General features: G+C 69.4%; 14 protein-coding genes. 6 read left to right on the forward strand and 8 right to left on the reverse strand.

The features are described 5' to 3' along the window. Window positions 1-7: 7 nt before the first annotated feature. The 5 genes from ACWGO6_RS10910 to ACWGO6_RS10930 all read right to left on the reverse strand — a co-directional run bounded on the left by ACWGO6_RS10910 (window position 8) and on the right by ACWGO6_RS10930 (window position 5467). On the reverse strand, window positions 8-715 hold the full coding sequence (locus ACWGO6_RS10910) for a phosphonatase-like hydrolase (protein WP_136043170.1): 708 nt from the start codon (window positions 713-715) through the stop codon (window positions 8-10). Next, window positions 712-1851: a TIGR03364 family FAD-dependent oxidoreductase gene (locus ACWGO6_RS10915; protein ID WP_136043169.1), complete on the reverse strand. Its 1140-nt coding sequence runs from the start codon at window positions 1849-1851 to the stop codon at window positions 712-714. Before ACWGO6_RS10915 ends, ACWGO6_RS10910 begins: the two co-directional genes overlap by 4 nt. Then, a complete protein-coding gene (gene phnE, locus ACWGO6_RS10920; RefSeq protein ID WP_168429574.1) occupies window positions 1848-3605 on the reverse strand; it encodes a phosphonate ABC transporter, permease protein PhnE in 1758 nt (585 codons plus the stop codon). The genes ACWGO6_RS10915 and phnE overlap by 4 nt, the downstream gene beginning before the upstream one ends. Further along, entirely contained in the window at window positions 3602-4432 is an 831-nt protein-coding gene (phnC, locus tag ACWGO6_RS10925; protein WP_136043168.1) for a phosphonate ABC transporter ATP-binding protein, read from the reverse strand. Before phnC ends, phnE begins: the two co-directional genes overlap by 4 nt. A 105-nt stretch (window positions 4433-4537) precedes the next feature. Next, window positions 4538-5467, reverse strand: coding sequence for a phosphate/phosphite/phosphonate ABC transporter substrate-binding protein (locus ACWGO6_RS10930; protein WP_136043167.1), 930 nt, complete (start codon window positions 5465-5467; stop codon window positions 4538-4540). A gap of 170 nt (window positions 5468-5637) precedes the next feature. Between ACWGO6_RS10930 and ACWGO6_RS10935 the strand changes: the two genes are divergently transcribed. Then, window positions 5638-6381, forward strand: a complete 744-nt coding sequence (locus ACWGO6_RS10935) for a GntR family transcriptional regulator (RefSeq protein WP_240745145.1) — start codon at window positions 5638-5640, stop codon at window positions 6379-6381. A gap of 250 nt (window positions 6382-6631) precedes the next feature. Here the strand turns inward: ACWGO6_RS10935 and ACWGO6_RS10940 are convergent, their stop codons facing one another. Further along, window positions 6632-7777: a sensor histidine kinase gene (locus ACWGO6_RS10940; protein ID WP_452326705.1), complete on the reverse strand. Its 1146-nt coding sequence runs from the start codon at window positions 7775-7777 to the stop codon at window positions 6632-6634. A gap of 226 nt (window positions 7778-8003) precedes the next feature. On the opposite strand from ACWGO6_RS10940, the gene ACWGO6_RS10945 reads away from it, so the two are divergent. Then, window positions 8004-8660: a response regulator gene (locus ACWGO6_RS10945; RefSeq protein ID WP_240745144.1), complete on the forward strand. Its 657-nt coding sequence runs from the start codon at window positions 8004-8006 to the stop codon at window positions 8658-8660. Here the strand turns inward: ACWGO6_RS10945 and ACWGO6_RS10950 are convergent, their stop codons facing one another. Beyond that, complete coding sequence (locus ACWGO6_RS10950) at window positions 8661-9524, reverse strand: EamA family transporter (RefSeq protein ID WP_136043165.1); 864 nt, start codon at window positions 9522-9524, stop codon at window positions 8661-8663. A 264-nt stretch (window positions 9525-9788) separates the two neighbouring features. On the opposite strand from ACWGO6_RS10950, the gene ACWGO6_RS10955 reads away from it, so the two are divergent. The 3 genes from ACWGO6_RS10955 (at window position 9789) to ACWGO6_RS10965 (ending at window position 13144) form a co-directional block, all read left to right on the forward strand. After that, window positions 9789-11072 (forward strand): M18 family aminopeptidase, encoded by a 1284-nt coding sequence (locus ACWGO6_RS10955; protein ID WP_452326706.1) that lies wholly within the window; start codon window positions 9789-9791, stop codon window positions 11070-11072. 75 nt (window positions 11073-11147) lie between these two features. Next, window positions 11148-12590, forward strand: a complete 1443-nt coding sequence (locus tag ACWGO6_RS10960) for a purine-cytosine permease family protein (protein WP_452326707.1) — start codon at window positions 11148-11150, stop codon at window positions 12588-12590. Next, a complete protein-coding gene (locus ACWGO6_RS10965) occupies window positions 12587-13144 on the forward strand; it encodes a cysteine hydrolase family protein (RefSeq protein WP_452326708.1) in 558 nt (185 codons plus the stop codon). The genes ACWGO6_RS10960 and ACWGO6_RS10965 overlap by 4 nt, the downstream gene beginning before the upstream one ends. Window positions 13145-13273: 129 nt before the next feature. On the opposite strand, the gene ACWGO6_RS10970 is transcribed toward ACWGO6_RS10965, so the two are convergent. After that, window positions 13274-13984 carry an MBL fold metallo-hydrolase gene (locus ACWGO6_RS10970; protein ID WP_452326709.1) on the reverse strand — a complete coding sequence of 237 codons (711 nt, stop codon included), beginning with the start codon at window positions 13982-13984 and terminating at the stop codon, window positions 13274-13276. Between the two features lie 80 nt (window positions 13985-14064). On the opposite strand from ACWGO6_RS10970, the gene ACWGO6_RS10975 reads away from it, so the two are divergent. Then, on the forward strand, window positions 14065-14589 hold the full coding sequence (locus tag ACWGO6_RS10975) for a TetR/AcrR family transcriptional regulator (RefSeq protein WP_452326710.1): 525 nt from the start codon (window positions 14065-14067) through the stop codon (window positions 14587-14589). Window positions 14590-14706 lie beyond the last annotated feature (117 nt).

The following is a 14706-nucleotide window of genomic DNA, read 5'->3' on the forward strand; positions in this document are numbered from 1 at the left end:
ATCCCGCTCAGGAGGTGGCGACGAGGGGAAGCAGCTCGCGCTGCGCGAGCACGCCGCGGAGGGCCGTCACATCGCTCAGCACGGCATCCGCCCCCGCGGCGCTCAGCGCCGGGCGATCATGGGCACCGCTGAGCACACCGGCGACGAAGCCGGCACCGGCCCGACGCCCGGACTCGACGTCGCTGACGGTGTCTCCGGCGACGGCGACCGCCTGCACCGAGGAGGTCTGGGTGCGGAGCAGCGCCGTGAGCACGAGGTCGGGCGCCGGGCGGCCACGACCCGCGTCGACGGGAGACAGGGCGACATCGACGAGGTCGCGCCAGCCGAGTCCGTCGATCAGCGCATCGCGGGTCACCGGCGCGAACCCGGTCGTCAGCACGACCTTCAGTCCGGCATCCTTCAGATCCTGGATGGCGTCCGCTGCGCCGGGGATCTCGGAGACACCCTGCTCGACGACGATCTCGGCGTACGCCGCCTCGAACGCGGCGGTGGCGCGTTCCGCCGCAGCCCGGTCGCCGGAGGCGAGGTGGGTGAACACGTCGATCTTTGACTGCCCCATCGTCACGCGCACGTAGTCGAGGGCTTCGGCCCACGGCATCCGGTCGGCGACGCCCGTGCGCTCGGCAGCGCGCTGGAACGCCTGCTCCACGACGCCGTCGTCGAGCACGGTGGTCCCCGCCATGTCGAGGACGATGAGTTCGAGAGAGGTGGTCATGATGTTCCTTCCATTGCGGCCGTCCACCCGAAGGCGGCGGTGAGGTTCTCTTCGGCGAGTCCGAGACCCGTCGTCATCCCGATGCCGGTGGTCGCGGCGATCACCAGCACGCCGTCGTCGCCGCGGTCGACCAGGAACTCCTGCGGCCCCTTCGCGTAGACGCCCTGCCACCGCTCGATCACGCGCGGAGCGGGTGCGTCGAACAGCGCCGCAGCCTCGTCGAGGAACGCCGTGAAGGCCGCCTCGGGCTGGAACGGCGCCGGGGCGACCGCGGTCGCATGCGAGTCGCCGATGATGAGCGTTCCGTCCGGCAGCTGCGTGTACATCTGGTTGAGGTCGAGTGCGGCCAGGTCGGGGCGCTCGGTGTGCAGGCGCTCCCGCAGTGCGGTCGCCTCCGGACCGTCCGCGAACCGGCCGTAGCGCACGAGCGACCAGCCGGTGAGCAGCGGTGCGGCCAGCGGATGCCGGAACGACACCGCCGCCCGCATCATGTCGAGGGCGCAGCGCTCGATCCCGTGCCGCTCGGCGACCTCGGGGAGCAGTTGGTCGATGTCGTGGTTCACCGCGACGACGACGCTCCCGCCGCGGATCGGGCCGCGGGTGGTCTCGACCCGCCCCGCTCCCACCGCGGTGACCGCGGTCCGGAACCGGAACTCCACCCCGAGGCTCGCGAGATGACGCACGATCGCGGTGGCCGCGGTGCGCGGATCGGTCTGCAGGTCGACCTCGATGTGCGCGCCGCCGACGAGGCCCTCGGCCCGCAGCGGGGCGAGGCGCAGCATCTCGTCGGCCTCGAGCATGCGGATGCCGCCGTCGCGGGATGCGGCTTCGAGCACTGCGAGCTCGTCGCCGTGGCGAGCGGCCACGAGCGTGCCGGACTCGCGCAGCCAGAAGCCGGCGTCCTGGGCGAGGCGCAGCCACAGCTCGCGGGAGACATCTGCGTAGCGTCGCGCCTCCCCACCCTGTGCGCCGACGCAGAGATGCCCGAAGTTGCGGATCGTGGCGCCGACCGGGGCGTCGGTGCGGTCGACCACGATCACGCGCAGCCCGCGACGGACCGCCGCATAGGCCGCGCCGAGACCGACGATGCCGGAGCCGACGACGACGACATCTGCCGTGTTCTGCGTGCCGTTCATCGGAACACCTTCCGCATCCACATGGCGAGCCCTTCGACCACGAGCACGGTGGCGAGGATCATCAGGACGATCGCGGTCACGGTCTCGTAGCGCGACCCCTGGCTCGCGTTGAGCAGGTAGTACCCGACGCCGCCGCCGCCGACGATGCCGAGGATCGTCGCCGCACGGATGTTCGTGTCGAGCATGTAGAAGCTGTGTCCGATGAGCGCCTGCATCCCCTGCGGCACGGTCGCCGACGCGTAGGTCTGCAGACGCGTCGCACCGACCGCGCGCAGCGCCCGCTCGGGGCCGCGATCGACCTCTTCGAAGGAGTCGGCGATGAGCTTGCCGAGCAGTCCGATGCCGCCGATCGCGAGGGCGATGACGCCCGCCTGCGCGCCGAGGCCGGTGATGACGACGAGCACGATCGCCAGGATCAGCTCGGGGATGCCGCGGATGCCGACGAGCAGCAGCCGAGCCGTTCCCCGTGCCCCTGAGCTCGGAGCGACGTTGCGCGCAGCGAGCGAGCCGAGCAGCAGCGACGGGAGCAGCGTGAGCACGGTGGCGGCGAGCGCGATCGCGACGGTGTCGCGCATGGCTTCGAACATCGCGCTCGCTTCGTAGCTGCCGAACGAGGGCGGCCAGAACCGGGCGGCGACCTCAGGCAGCTTGGCCCAGAAGGTGAAGAAGTCCATCCAGTTGATCTGGCTGACCACGACGCTGCCGATCACGACGAGCACGGCGACGACACCGGCGATCGTGTGGCGCACGCGCTGCGCGGTCCAGGGGCGCCGCACGGCCATCTGCGGGCTGACGGCCCAGGCGGGTCGCCCGTCGGCTGCCGATGTGGTCTGCGCGCCCAGCCGGGGGTGCAGCATCCGGTCCATCCAGGAGCGGGTGTGCCTCTGCTCGCCGAGCATCGCCCCGCGGACCAGGCTGGAGACGATCTCCATCACGATGCAGAGGATGAAGATGACGAGGGCGATGCCGAGGCCCTTGCCGTAGTTGAGCGACTTGAACGCGTACGACATCTCAAGACCGAGGCCGGCGACGCCGACGTAGCCGAGCACGACACTGCCGCGCAGGTTGATGTCGTTGCGGTGCAGCACCGTCGCGACCCAGCTGGGCAGTACCTGCGGGAGGATGCCGGCACTGAACTCCTGCATCTTCGAGCCGCCGGCGGCGCGGATGGCGAGACGGGGGCCCTCGTCGATCTGCTCGATCGCGTCGGCGAACATCTTCGAGATCATGCCGATCGAGTGGATGCCGATGGCGAGGATGCCGGGGAGCGTTCCGAGCGAGAACATCAGCACGAACGCCATCGCGAGCACCACGTCGGGCAGCGCACGGGTGAGCACGCCGATGAACCGGGCTGCCGCGCGCCAGCCGCTCCCCGGTGTCGTGTTGGACGCGGCGAGGTAGGCGATCGGCACGGACAGCACGGCGGCCAGCAGGGTTCCGACCAGCACGAGGCCGACGGTCAGGGCGATCAGCCAGGCCAGGTCGGCGGGCTCGGGGAACGACAGACCGCCGACGCGGGCCATGAAGTTCTCGGCGTTGCCCCAGCTCTGCACCATCGCCGGGATCGAGATGTCGACGTCGCGGACGGCGAGGATGCCGAGCACCACGAGGGCTACGAGGGTGAGGGATGCCGCGATGCGCTCCGCCGAGATCGGCCGCTTCGGTGCACGCTCGGCGACGGTGTGGGCGCCGCCCCGGGGGGACGCTCCCCCGCTCTGGGTCGCCGAGCTCGTCGACGCGTCCAGCGCCGTCATGATGCCGCCACCTGCGCCGCCGCCACGACCAGCTCTTCCTGCACGGCGCGGATCTCGGCGGTGGTGGTCGCGACGCGACCGTAGATCTCCATGACGGCGGCCTTGGTGAGGTCGGTCGTGGGGGTGTCGAGCACGACCTCGCCGTGGCGGAGCCCGACGATGCGGTCGGCCCAGCTGATGGCGAGGTCGACCTGGTGCAGGCTGCACACCACGGTGAGTCCCTCGTCGGCGGCGATCTCGCGGATGAGAGCCATGACCTGCTCGCTGGACTCCGGGTCGAGCGAGGCGACCGGCTCATCGGCGAGCAGGATGTCTGGCTTCTGCATGAGGGCGCGGGCGATGGCGACGCGCTGCTGCTGTCCGCCGGAGAGGGTGTCGCTGCGCTGGTAGGCACGGTCGAGCAGTCCCACGCGGTCGAGGTGCTCGAGCGCGGTGAGCTTGGCGGCCCGCGAGTAGCCCCAGAGCCCGAGGCGCGGCCCCCGCACGCTCGAGAGCGATCCGGTGAGCACGTTCTCGAGCACGGTGAGCGAGGGCACGAGCTCGAACTGCTGGAAGATGAAGCCGACGCGGCTGCGGAGGCCTCGGAGCGCGCGGCCCTTCAGTGAGGGAACCTGCGAGCCGAGCACCTCCACCGAGCCCGCGGTGGGGACCTCGAGCCCGTCGAGGTGGCGCAGCAGGGTCGACTTCCCCGAGCCGGAGAGGCCGAGGAGAACGACGATCTCGCCACGGGAGACCTCGAGCGAGGCGCCCTTCAGTGCAGTGGTCGTGCCGAAGGTCTTCGTCACGCCGTCGAGACGGATGAGGGCGTCGGATGCCGAGGCGGTCATGTCGTAGCTCCTGTGATGTGGTGTGTCGAGCGGCGGGCCCTCCGTCTCGCCGCGCGGGGCGGACGAGGCGGAGGGCACCGGGTGAGGCGAAGGGTCAGACCGGGCTCAGCCCTGGCACTGCTCCGCTTCGGTCTCCTTGCAGATGTCGCGGATCAGGTCGTAGTAGGCGTCATCGACCGGCTTGGTGGCGTAGAAGACGCTGCGGAAGGAGTCGCTGTCGGCGCTGTCGATGCCCGCGGCGATGATGTCGTCGATCGTGACCTCGGAGAGTCCGTCGATGAGCTGCTTCGAGACCTCGTCCGGAAGCGTCGAGGAGTACACGAGCGGGGCGCCGGGCACCATCGTCTCGTCGATGACCTTGACCTTGTCCGACTTCTCGACCTCGGAGTCCTCGGCGAAACCGACCTCGCACTCGACGCCTTCGCCGACCTTGGTGACGCTGACGTCGTGCTTGCCTGCGAAGACCGGGGTGATGTCGGTCTTGGGGTCGATGCCGGCCTCGAGCAGGTTGTACGACGGGAACAGGTAGCCCGAGGTCGAGGACGGGTCGACGAAGCAGACCTTCTTGCCCTTGAAGTCCTCGAGGCTGGAGATGTCGCTGTCCGCGGGGACGATCGCCTGCGAGTAGTAGCCGGGCTCCTGACCCTCTGCGGTCACGATCGAGGAGATCGGGGTGAGCTTGGCGCCGTTGTTCGTGGCGGTGACGTAGGTGAAGCCGGAGAACGAGGCCACGTCGACCTTGCCGGCGACGGCGGCCTCGATGAGCGCCGCGTAGTCGGTGGACTCGTGGTACTCGACGGTCTTGCCGGTGAGGTCGGCGATGTAGTCCATGAGCGGCTGGTAGTTCGTCTCAGTGTCGACCGAGTCGGGGACGACACCGAACACGAGGGTGTTCTCGTCGACGGCGAAACCGCTCGTGGTCGACGAGTCGTCGGCGCCGGGGGTGCCGGTGGCCTCGGCGGAGCCGGCACAGGCGGCGAGGCCGAGGGCGAGGAGCGCGACGCCGGCGAGGGCGGGAAGAGCGCGAAGCTTCATGAGGACCTTTCAGGGTGTGAGGGGTGATCCACGGAAGACTCTCGCAGGTGGAACGCCGAGATATGTACCTAACTCGGATTTGTTCAGAGCTCGTTTACCGAGCATTCGTCTGGATGAACACTCCAGAAACGGGGTCGCAGTCTCCCGCCCTGACCAAGTAATGTACCTATGTGGCTGAAGCTGTGTACACCCAGATCGCCGACGACCTCCGCGCGCAGATCGCTGCCGGAGGGCTTCGTCCCGGCGACGACGTCCCGACCGAGGCGGAGCTCGCCGAGAGATGGCACACCTCTCGTGGCCCGATCCGCAACGCTCTGGCGGCGCTGCGTGGCGAGGGCCTGATCGAGACCAGCCGGGGCCGACCGGCCAGGGTCGTCGCCCGCAAGGCGAATCAGGCAGTGGACGTGTCGGTGCCGTTCACGCGCTGGGCACGCGAGCTGGGGGTCTCCCCCGGGGCCGAGACCCAGGAGCTGAGCCTGCGCCGCGCCGGTGACATGGCGGCGGCACTCGATGTCGACCCGAGCGACACGATCGTCAGCGTCGTGCGGCTGCGGCTGCTCGACGGGCGGCCGACCATGCTCGAGCGCCTCAACTACACCGAGGTCGCGGGCCGGCCGCTGTTCGACGTGGATCTCGACCAGGTGTCGATCACCGAGCACCTCGCGTCGGTCGGGCACCCGATCGTCACGCTGCAGCATGTGATCGATGCAGTGGCCGCCGACGATCAGGATGCCGCCCTGCTGCGCGTTCCGCGCGGCACACCCATCCTCCGCCTGACCCGCACGTCCCGCGATGCGGAGGGGCGGATCTTCGAAGCCTCGGAGGACCGCTACCTGAGCGAGGTCGTGCGCTTCACGGTCGCCGCGTCCGGCATCTCGACCGACGGGCACTACATGCGCGCAGTCGGCGGATAGCGAAGACGAGGTCGCCTGCTCGGAGGCCGCAGAATCGGCCGTTAACGCAGAAGGCGATCGCGAGCGCGCAAGTATTTCAGAAGCCAGAAAGACCGCGCCCGCGATCGCAGCGCTGGGGACGCTTTATCTGGGGAGCCTTCAGAATACGGCCGCCTGCAACACGTTCCACAGGGTCGAACGTCGAGACTTTCTTAGACTTTCGTCTAGAATTCCGCGGATCGTGGAAAGGGCGCTCCCACACTCTAGAGCATCAGACCACCGGAAGGCGGGCCGACACGACCCAGGATCCTTCCACTTCGCCGGCACTGAACTCTCCGCTCGCTCCCATGACGCGCTCGGCCATGCGGCCGAGGCCCGTGCGGCTCGAGGAGAGCTCGCGCCGCGGCGTGGTCGGCAGTGGGCTGCGGAGGGTGAGGAGCGCCACCTCATCGTCCACGGCGAGGGTGATCTGCACCTCGCCGGGTCCGGCGTATTTGAGGATGTTCGTGGCCGACTCCCGCGTGATGCGTGCCAGCACGATCTCGACCGCTCGCGGAATTCGCTCGTCCTGCGGATCACCCGCTCGGACGACGGAGTGCCCGGCGGCTTCGAATTCCTCCGCCGCCTCGTCGATCGCGGCGGCGAGGTCGCCGGTCTGCACGCTCGACGACTGCGGTCCGTCGTCGGCGAGTTCGATCACGAAGCGGAGATCGGTCATCGCCTTGCGGGCGGCGACACGGATCGCCTCCTGAGAGTCGGAACTCGTCTGAGGGTCTTCGAGCATCTGCACGTGCAGCGCGACCACCGTGAGGTGGTGCGCGATGCTGTCGTGCAGCTCGCCGGCGATCCAGCGTCGCTCGGCGAGGACAGCCTGCCGTTCCTGCTCGGCGCGCGCCTCGAGTTCCCGTTCGAGACGGCTGCCACGGGCGAACGCGAGCCGAAGGGCGAACCCGACGGCTCCGGCCACCGTGGCGAAGACGAGATAGAGACCGACGTTGACGTTGACACCGGGTTCCGCGGCGAAAGGAACGAGCGCCGCGGCGACCAGGAATCCGCCGGTGTACGAGAGGATCAGCGAGGTCCAGCCGAGCCTCATGACGAGGGCCGCCGAAACGGCGGCGGCTGTGAGGACCTGGAGTTCTGATCCGGGGATGAAGGAGAGCGCGAACACGACGGCGAGAGCGCACGTCGCGAAGAGCGGCTTCCAGAGATAGAGCGCGAACACTGCTGTGGACGCGACGCTCACCAAGAGAGCGACCGGGTTGACCCCCGGTGTGGTGAAGAAGCCGATGACGTCTGCGGCGATGGTGATCGAGACGATCACCAGAACGACGATGCGTTCTATCGCACTGAGCTTCTCGCCGCGGGTGAGGCGGAGCGTGTCCGCGGATTCCCGGGTCGAGTGGTCAAAGGCCATGCTTCACTATCTCCTATTTGCCAACTAGATTAGTTGTGGAGACCAAAGAACTTGCCAACCTGCTGCCAGAAAGTCATAACGTTCACCTCCATTTTGTAGTCGTTCGTCGATGTCTGTATTCATCTTCTCGGCGAATCACGGAGCGCACATCTGTCTCTCGTCTAGAGGTTTTTAGCCAAAGGTCTACATCGCCATCGCCCGTCGCCCGCGCCGTTAGGCTTCCCCCATGCAGGAAATCCGTGTCGTGATCGTCGATGACGATCCCCTGGTCCGCTCGGCGCTGTCGCACTTCGTCTCCCGCGACCCCGAGATCACCGTGATAGCCCAGGCGGAAGACGGCGTGGAAGCGATCGCCACGGTCGAACGCGAGCAGCCGGACGTCGTGATGATGGACGTCCAGATGCCGGAGATGGACGGCATCGAGGCCACCGGTGTGATCGCGGAACGCTGGCCGCACGTCCGCGTCCTCGCCGTCACGACCCTCGACGGCAGCGACACGGTGCTCCCCATGCTGAGCGCCGGCGCCTCCGGTTACCTCCTCAAGGACTCCAGCGCCGAGGAGATCGTCATCGGCGTTCGCGAGGTGCACAGCGGCGCGAGCTCGCTCTCCCCGCGGATCGCCTCGATGCTGATCAAGCACGTGCGCGACTCCACGCCCGTCGCCGCCGACGCCGATGCCCTCGAACCTCTCACCGAACGCGAGACCGAGGTGCTGAACTGCCTCGCGAAGGGCATGTCGAACGCCGAGATCGCGAAGGCGCTGATCGTCTCCGAGGGCACGGTGAAGGCGCACCTCGGACGCATGATGTCGAAGTGGCACCTGCGCGACCGCGTGCAGATCCTCGTCACGGCCGCGCACGCCGGGCTCGTCAGCTTCCGCTGATCACAGGGCCAGCAGGACGATCCCCGCGACCACGACGAGAGAGGCTGCGATCCGCCAGCCCGGACGCGACTCCCGCAGCACGAACACGCCGAACAGGCTCACCAGCACGACGCTCACCTCGCGCAGCGGAGCCACCAGCGCCACCGGAGCGATCTGGATCGCGGTCAGCACCAGGATGTACGACAGCGGCGACAGGATGCCGAAGACGAGGATCCGCCGCCACTGCGTGCGGCCGAGCGCCCAGACGGCGTCCCAGCGCCGACGCACCGCGATCGAGTAGAACGGCACCTGCAGCAGGCTCGTGCCGACCATGAACGCGACCGGTGAGAGGTTCCAGGTGCGCACCGCGTGCGCGTCCCAGATCGTGTAGACCGCGATCGCGACACCCGTGAGCAAGCCGAACAGGATGCCGGGATCGATGCGCCGGGAACGGCTGCCGGTCCCCCGATCGACCAGGCCGATCGCCACGACGCCGACGATCACCGCCGCCACCCCGATCAGCGCCACCACCGAGGGCCGCTCCCCGAGCAGCAACACCGCCACGATCACCGACAGGAACGGGCCGGTGCCGCGGGCGGTCGCATAGACGGTGGAGAGGTTCCCCTCGCGGTAGCCGCGCTGCAGCACCGTCATGTAGGCGACGTGCAGCACCGCCGAGACCGAGACACCGAGAGCGAAGGAGCCGAGGTCGTCGGCGCCGAGACCGCCGGTGAACGGCACGACGCCGATCCACACGAGCGTGCTGCTCACGGCTCCCCACCAGAGGAACGGCGACCCCGCTCGGCTGACGCCGTGGGCGATGACGTTCCACGCAGCGTGGGCGATGGCCGCCCCGAAGACGAGGACGAACGCGAGAGGGGACACGACGAGACCCTTCCGTCCGACGCGCGGCGCGACGAACAGGGTCCTCCGGGCTTTTGTCCTGTCAGATGACGGCCCTCCTGCGGAGGAGGACCGTGGCGCCGCTCGGACCAGACGGGTGCGAACCCCGGAACCCTAGGCGCTATCGGGACGAGCCTAACGCGCGATTGTGAACGTCCGGCAAACGACGGGCTCCCCGGCCGGGAGCGGAACGGCGCACCGCCCCGACTACGCTCGAAGGACCGCCCGTCTCCAGGAAGGTCCGCCATGCCCGTCACCCCGGTCGCCCTCGCTCACGCCGAGGACCTCGCCGACTTCATCGCCGCCTCACCCTCGAGCTACCACGCGGCGGCGGAGGTCGCTCGACGACTGGAAGCCGCCGGATTCACACGGCTGCGCGAAGAGGATGCCTGGCCGACCGAGGCGGGCGGCCGGTATGTCATCGTGCGCGACGGCGCCGCGATCGCCTGGTCCGTGCCGGCGGATGCCACCGCGACGACCCCCGTGCAGATCTTCGGCGCGCACACCGACTCCCCCGGCTTCAAGCTCAAGCCGCAGCCGACCACGGGTTCGCGGGGCTGGCTGCAGGCCGCCGTCGAGGTGTACGGCGGACCGCTGCTGAACTCGTGGCTCGACCGTGAGCTGCGCCTCGCCGGGCGGCTGGCGCTGGCCGACGGTCGGGTCGTGCTGGCGGACACGGGTCCCCTGCTGCGCCTGCCGCAGCTGGCGATCCATCTCGACCGCGGCGTGAACAACGGACTCGCCCTCGACAAGCAGACCGAGACGCAGCCGGTGTGGGGACTCGGCGACCCGACGGAAGCCGACATCCTGGCTGAGCTCGCCTCGTCCGCCGACGTCTCGGCGTCCGACGTCCGCGGGTATGACGTGGTCGTCGCCGACTCCGCACGCGGAGCGGTGTTCGGCAAGGACGACGCGTTCTTCGCCTCCGGACGCCTCGACGACCTCGCCTCGGTGCACGCCGGCGTGGTCGCCCTCGAAGCACACGACCCGGCAGCGGGCGGGCCGATCGCCGTGCTCGCGGCCTTCGACCACGAGGAGCTCGGCTCGGAGTCGCGCTCCGGTGCAGCAGGCCCCTTCCTCGAAGACGTGCTCGAGCGCGTGTACGCGGGGCTCGGCGCCGATGGATCCGCGCGCCGCCAGGCCTACGCCTCGTCGTGGTGCCTGTCGAGCGACGTCGGCCACTCGGTGCACCCGAACTACGCCGCCAAGCACGACCCCGTGGTGCAGCCGGTGCTCGGCTCCGGACCGATCCTGAAGCTCAACGCCAACCAGCGGTACGCGACCGATGCCGTCGGCACCGCATCCTGGCGGTCCTGGTGCGAGCGCGCGGGTGTTGCGACGCAGGAGTTCGTGTCGAACAACAGCGTGCCGTGCGGATCCACGATCGGCCCGATCACCGCGACGCGGCTCGGCATCCGCACCGTCGACGTCGGCATCCCGATCCTCTCGATGCACTCCGCGCGCGAGCTCGCCGGGGTCTCCGACCTGCATGACCTGACCCGCACCGCGCAGGCGTTCTTCGCCGGCTGACTCCGGGGGCGATCCGCGAGGAATCCGCGCCGTGAAGTCCGCCCGGTGGCGTCCCGGCAGTGCCAGGATGTCAGCATGACGGACATCAAGCCGGCCCTGATCGAGCGTGCGGGCATCGAGATCATCCCCGAGTCCGAGCGCACCGCGAAGCCGCGCGACCTCTTCTGGCCCTGGTTCGCGGCGAACGTCTCGGTGTTCGGCATGTCGTACGGCTCCTTCGTCCTGGGCTTCGGCATCTCGTTCTGGCAGGCGACGATCGTCTCGGTGATCGGCATCGTGGTGTCGTTCCTGCTGTGCGGGCTCATCGCCATCGCCGGCAAGCGCGGGTCGGCGCCGACCATGGTCCTCTCGCGAGCGGCCTTCGGCGTGCACGGTCAGAAGGTGCCGGGCATCGTCTCGTGGCTGACGTCGATCGGGTGGGAGACGTTCCTCGCGATCATGGCCGTGCTCGCCACCGCCACCGTGATCACGCAGCTCGGCGGCGACGGCGACAGCATCGCGCTCAAGATCATCGCGACCGTGATCGTCGCAGCCCTGATCGTCACCGCATCCGTGCTCGGCTATCACACGATCATGAAGCTGCAGTCGGTGCTCACCTGGGTCACCGGCGTGGTCACCGTGCTCTACATCATCCTCGCGGCGCCGAGCATCGACCTCGCCGCGGTGCTGGCCCGCCCCGACGGCGGCATCGGCCAGGTGATCGGTGCGCTCGTCATGGTGATGACCGGGTTCGGACTCGGCTGGATCAACATCGCCGCCGACTGGTCGCGCTACCAGAAGCGCACGGCATCCGACGGGGCAATCGTCGCCTGGAACACGATCGGCGGGTCGGTGGCACCGGTGATCCTCGTCGTGTTCGGTCTGCTGCTCGGCGGCTCGGACGACGACCTCATGGCGGCCATCGGCGCCGACCCGATCGGTGCGCTCGCCTCGATCCTGCCGCTGTGGGTGCTGGTGCCGTTCCTGCTCACGGCTGTGCTCGCCCTCGTCTCGGGCGCGGTGCTGGGCATCTACTCCTCGGGCCTCACGCTGCTCAGCCTCGGCATCCGCATCCCGCGCCCCTCTGCCGCCGCGATCGACGGGGCGCTCCTCACGATCGGCACGATCTACGTGGTGTTCTTCGCGACGGACTTCCTCGGCCCGTTCCAGAGCTTCCTGATCACGCTCGGCGTGCCGCTCGCGTCATGGGCAGGCATCCTGATCGCCGACATCCTGCGCCGGAAGAAGGACTACGACGAGGAGTCGCTGTTCGACAGCCGTGGCCGCTACGGGGCCTGGGACTGGACCTCGATCGGCACCATGGTCGTCACGAGCGTGATCGGCTGGGGTCTGGTGCTCAACGGCTTCGCCGAGGACGCGCCCTGGAACAACTGGCAGGGCTATCTGCTGTTCCTCGTCGGCGGCCCCGACGGCGCCTGGGCGTACGCCAACCTCGGAGTGTTCTTCGCGCTGGTGCTGTCGTTCCTCGTGACGTACTTCGCGCGGGCCGGGAAGATCCGCCGGCAGGAGGGCGTGTGACCGCTCGGGCGCTCGATGACGCCTGGCTCGTGGTGATCGACCCGCAGGCGATCTTTGCTGCCCCCGACTCCGCCTGGGGCTCGCCGTTCTTCGCCGGGGCGATGCCGCGCATCCGCGCGCTGGCTGATGCGTTCGGCGACCGGGTGCTGGTGACCCGGTGGATGCCGACCGCCGACCGGTCGACCTCGTGGGGCGACTACTTCGCCACCTGGCCGTTCGCCGATCAGCCGCCGAGCGACCCGCTGTTCGACCTCGTCCCTGACGCGGTGGGGTTGTCGCCGCATCCGACGCTCGACCTGCCGACGTTCGGCAAGTGGGGTCGTGAGATGGAAGCGGTCGTCGGACGCGGAGCTCACGTCGTGCTGGCCGGCGTCTCGACCGACTGCTGCGTCCTCTCGACGGCCTTGGCTGCGGCCGATGCCGGCGCGCACGTCACGATCGCGGCGGATGCGTGCGCCGGTTCGACCGCCGAGAACCACGCGGCCGCCCTGCAGGTCATGGGGCTCTATCCGCCGCAGATCACGATCAGCGACACCGCCGCCATCCTCGCCTGACGAAACGCCGAGCGGATGACGATCCGCCGACGAATTGACTTTGATCGTTCGGCGAATCGTCCGGGGCTCGGCGAGCCGTCCGGCGCTCGGTCCGTCAGTGGCTCGGGCGATCGTCCGGGGGGCGGTCCGTCAGCCCGCGGCCCGCACGGAGGCCGCGATGTCGGAGGGAGAGCCGTGCCAGGGAGCCCCGTGCCCCGGCAGCACCCACGACGCCGAGACGGCGGCCAGGCGGTCGAGCGAACCACGCGCCTCTTCGGGCTCGTCCGTGAATGGTGCGGGCTGCGCACCGGTGTGCCCGGTCAGCACGTGCCGGGTGGTCAGAGCGTCACCGACGAAGACCACGTCGACGGCGGGCACATGCACCGCGATGCTGCCGGGCGAGTGGCCGGGCATGCCGATCACGACGGGAGCACCCGGCAGGTCGAGCACATCGCCGTCTGCCACCTCCGTCACCACGGATACGTGGTGCGTGCGCAGCGCGCTCTTGCGGATGCCGTAGGCGAAGAAGCCCAGCGTCGGGCCGAGCTTGGCCGGCCCCATCGGCGTCTTCGGCTTCTCACCCGTGCGCACGCGGTGGCTGTCGGCCGCGTGGATGAACACCGGGACACCCACCTCCCGCCGCAGCCGCTCAGCGAAACCGATGTGGTCGCTGTCACCGTGGGTGAGGACGAGGCCGCGGATGTCGGAGAGGGGACGACCGATCTCGTCGAGCTCGCGCTGGAGATCGTGCCAGTGCCCGGGGAGACCTGCGTCGACGAGGGTGATGCCCTCGGGCAGGTCGACCAGGTACGCGGCGACGATGTCGTTGCCGATGCGGTGGAGGTGGGGTGCGAGCTTCATGGCGGATCCTCTCGGGATGATTGCGATGGCTACGATACGTAGCTATCATGGCTATTGTCAATAGCCATGAAGGAGGAGCCATGCCGGCACCCGAGCGCACATCCGTCGCCGAGATCGTCGACGCCGGGCGGGAGATCCTCGAGACCGCCGGCCCTGCGGGGCTGACGATGCAGGCGGTCGCGACGCGGGTGGGCGTGCGCGCGCCGTCGCTGTACAAGCGGATCCGCGACCGAGACGCTCTGCTCGCCGCGGTGGCGACCGCATCCATCGAGGCGCTCACGGCTCGACTCGATCCCTCAGGCGACGACCTCACCGCCCTCGCGCGGGCATATCGCGCGTTCGCACACGCGCATCCGGAGGGTTTCCGGATCATGTTCACCGTCGCCGCGCCGCAGGATGCGCTCGAGCGCTCGGCCGCGCCGGTCATCCGCGCCGCGTCCGCACTGGTCGGCGAAGACGATGCACTCGATGCCGCCCGCCTCTTCACCGCGTGGGCGACGGGTTTCCTGCAGATGGAGCTCTCGGGGGCCTTCCGCCTCGGGGACGACGTCGACCGCGCCTTCGACTACGGGCTGCAGCGGCTCCTCGCCGGACTCACCAGCTGATCCCCCTCGGGCGTGGGGGGGGGGGGGAGTAGGGGGACTGACCGCGGGGGGGGCGCCCCCGGGGGGGGGCGCTGAAAGAGAGGGGGGTGGCGATGAAGCAGAGCCGCCGGCACAATT

This window comes from Microbacterium sp. NPDC055665, assembly GCF_053618035.1.

Excerpts from the sequence above, each read along its gene's own strand:
- ACWGO6_RS10960 (WP_452326707.1), top strand. The coding sequence starts at position 11,148 with ATGACGGACATCAAGCCGGCCCTGATCGAGCGTGCGGGCATCGAGATC.
- phnE (WP_168429574.1), bottom strand. The coding sequence starts at position 3,605 with ATGACGGCGCTGGACGCGTCGACGAGCTCGGCGACCCAGAGCGGGGGA.
- ACWGO6_RS10910 (WP_136043170.1), bottom strand. The coding sequence starts at position 715 with ATGACCACCTCTCTCGAACTCATCGTCCTCGACATGGCGGGGACCACC.
- ACWGO6_RS10975 (WP_452326710.1), top strand. The coding sequence starts at position 14,065 with ATGCCGGCACCCGAGCGCACATCCGTCGCCGAGATCGTCGACGCCGGG.
- ACWGO6_RS10930 (WP_136043167.1), bottom strand. The coding sequence starts at position 5,467 with ATGAAGCTTCGCGCTCTTCCCGCCCTCGCCGGCGTCGCGCTCCTCGCC.
- ACWGO6_RS10945 (WP_240745144.1), top strand. The coding sequence starts at position 8,004 with ATGCAGGAAATCCGTGTCGTGATCGTCGATGACGATCCCCTGGTCCGC.
- ACWGO6_RS10940 (WP_452326705.1), bottom strand. The coding sequence starts at position 7,777 with ATGGCCTTTGACCACTCGACCCGGGAATCCGCGGACACGCTCCGCCTC.
- ACWGO6_RS10970 (WP_452326709.1), bottom strand. The coding sequence starts at position 13,984 with ATGAAGCTCGCACCCCACCTCCACCGCATCGGCAACGACATCGTCGCC.
- phnC (WP_136043168.1), bottom strand. The coding sequence starts at position 4,432 with ATGACCGCCTCGGCATCCGACGCCCTCATCCGTCTCGACGGCGTGACG.
- ACWGO6_RS10955 (WP_452326706.1), top strand. The coding sequence starts at position 9,789 with ATGCCCGTCACCCCGGTCGCCCTCGCTCACGCCGAGGACCTCGCCGAC.
- ACWGO6_RS10915 (WP_136043169.1), bottom strand. The coding sequence starts at position 1,851 with ATGAACGGCACGCAGAACACGGCAGATGTCGTCGTCGTCGGCTCCGGC.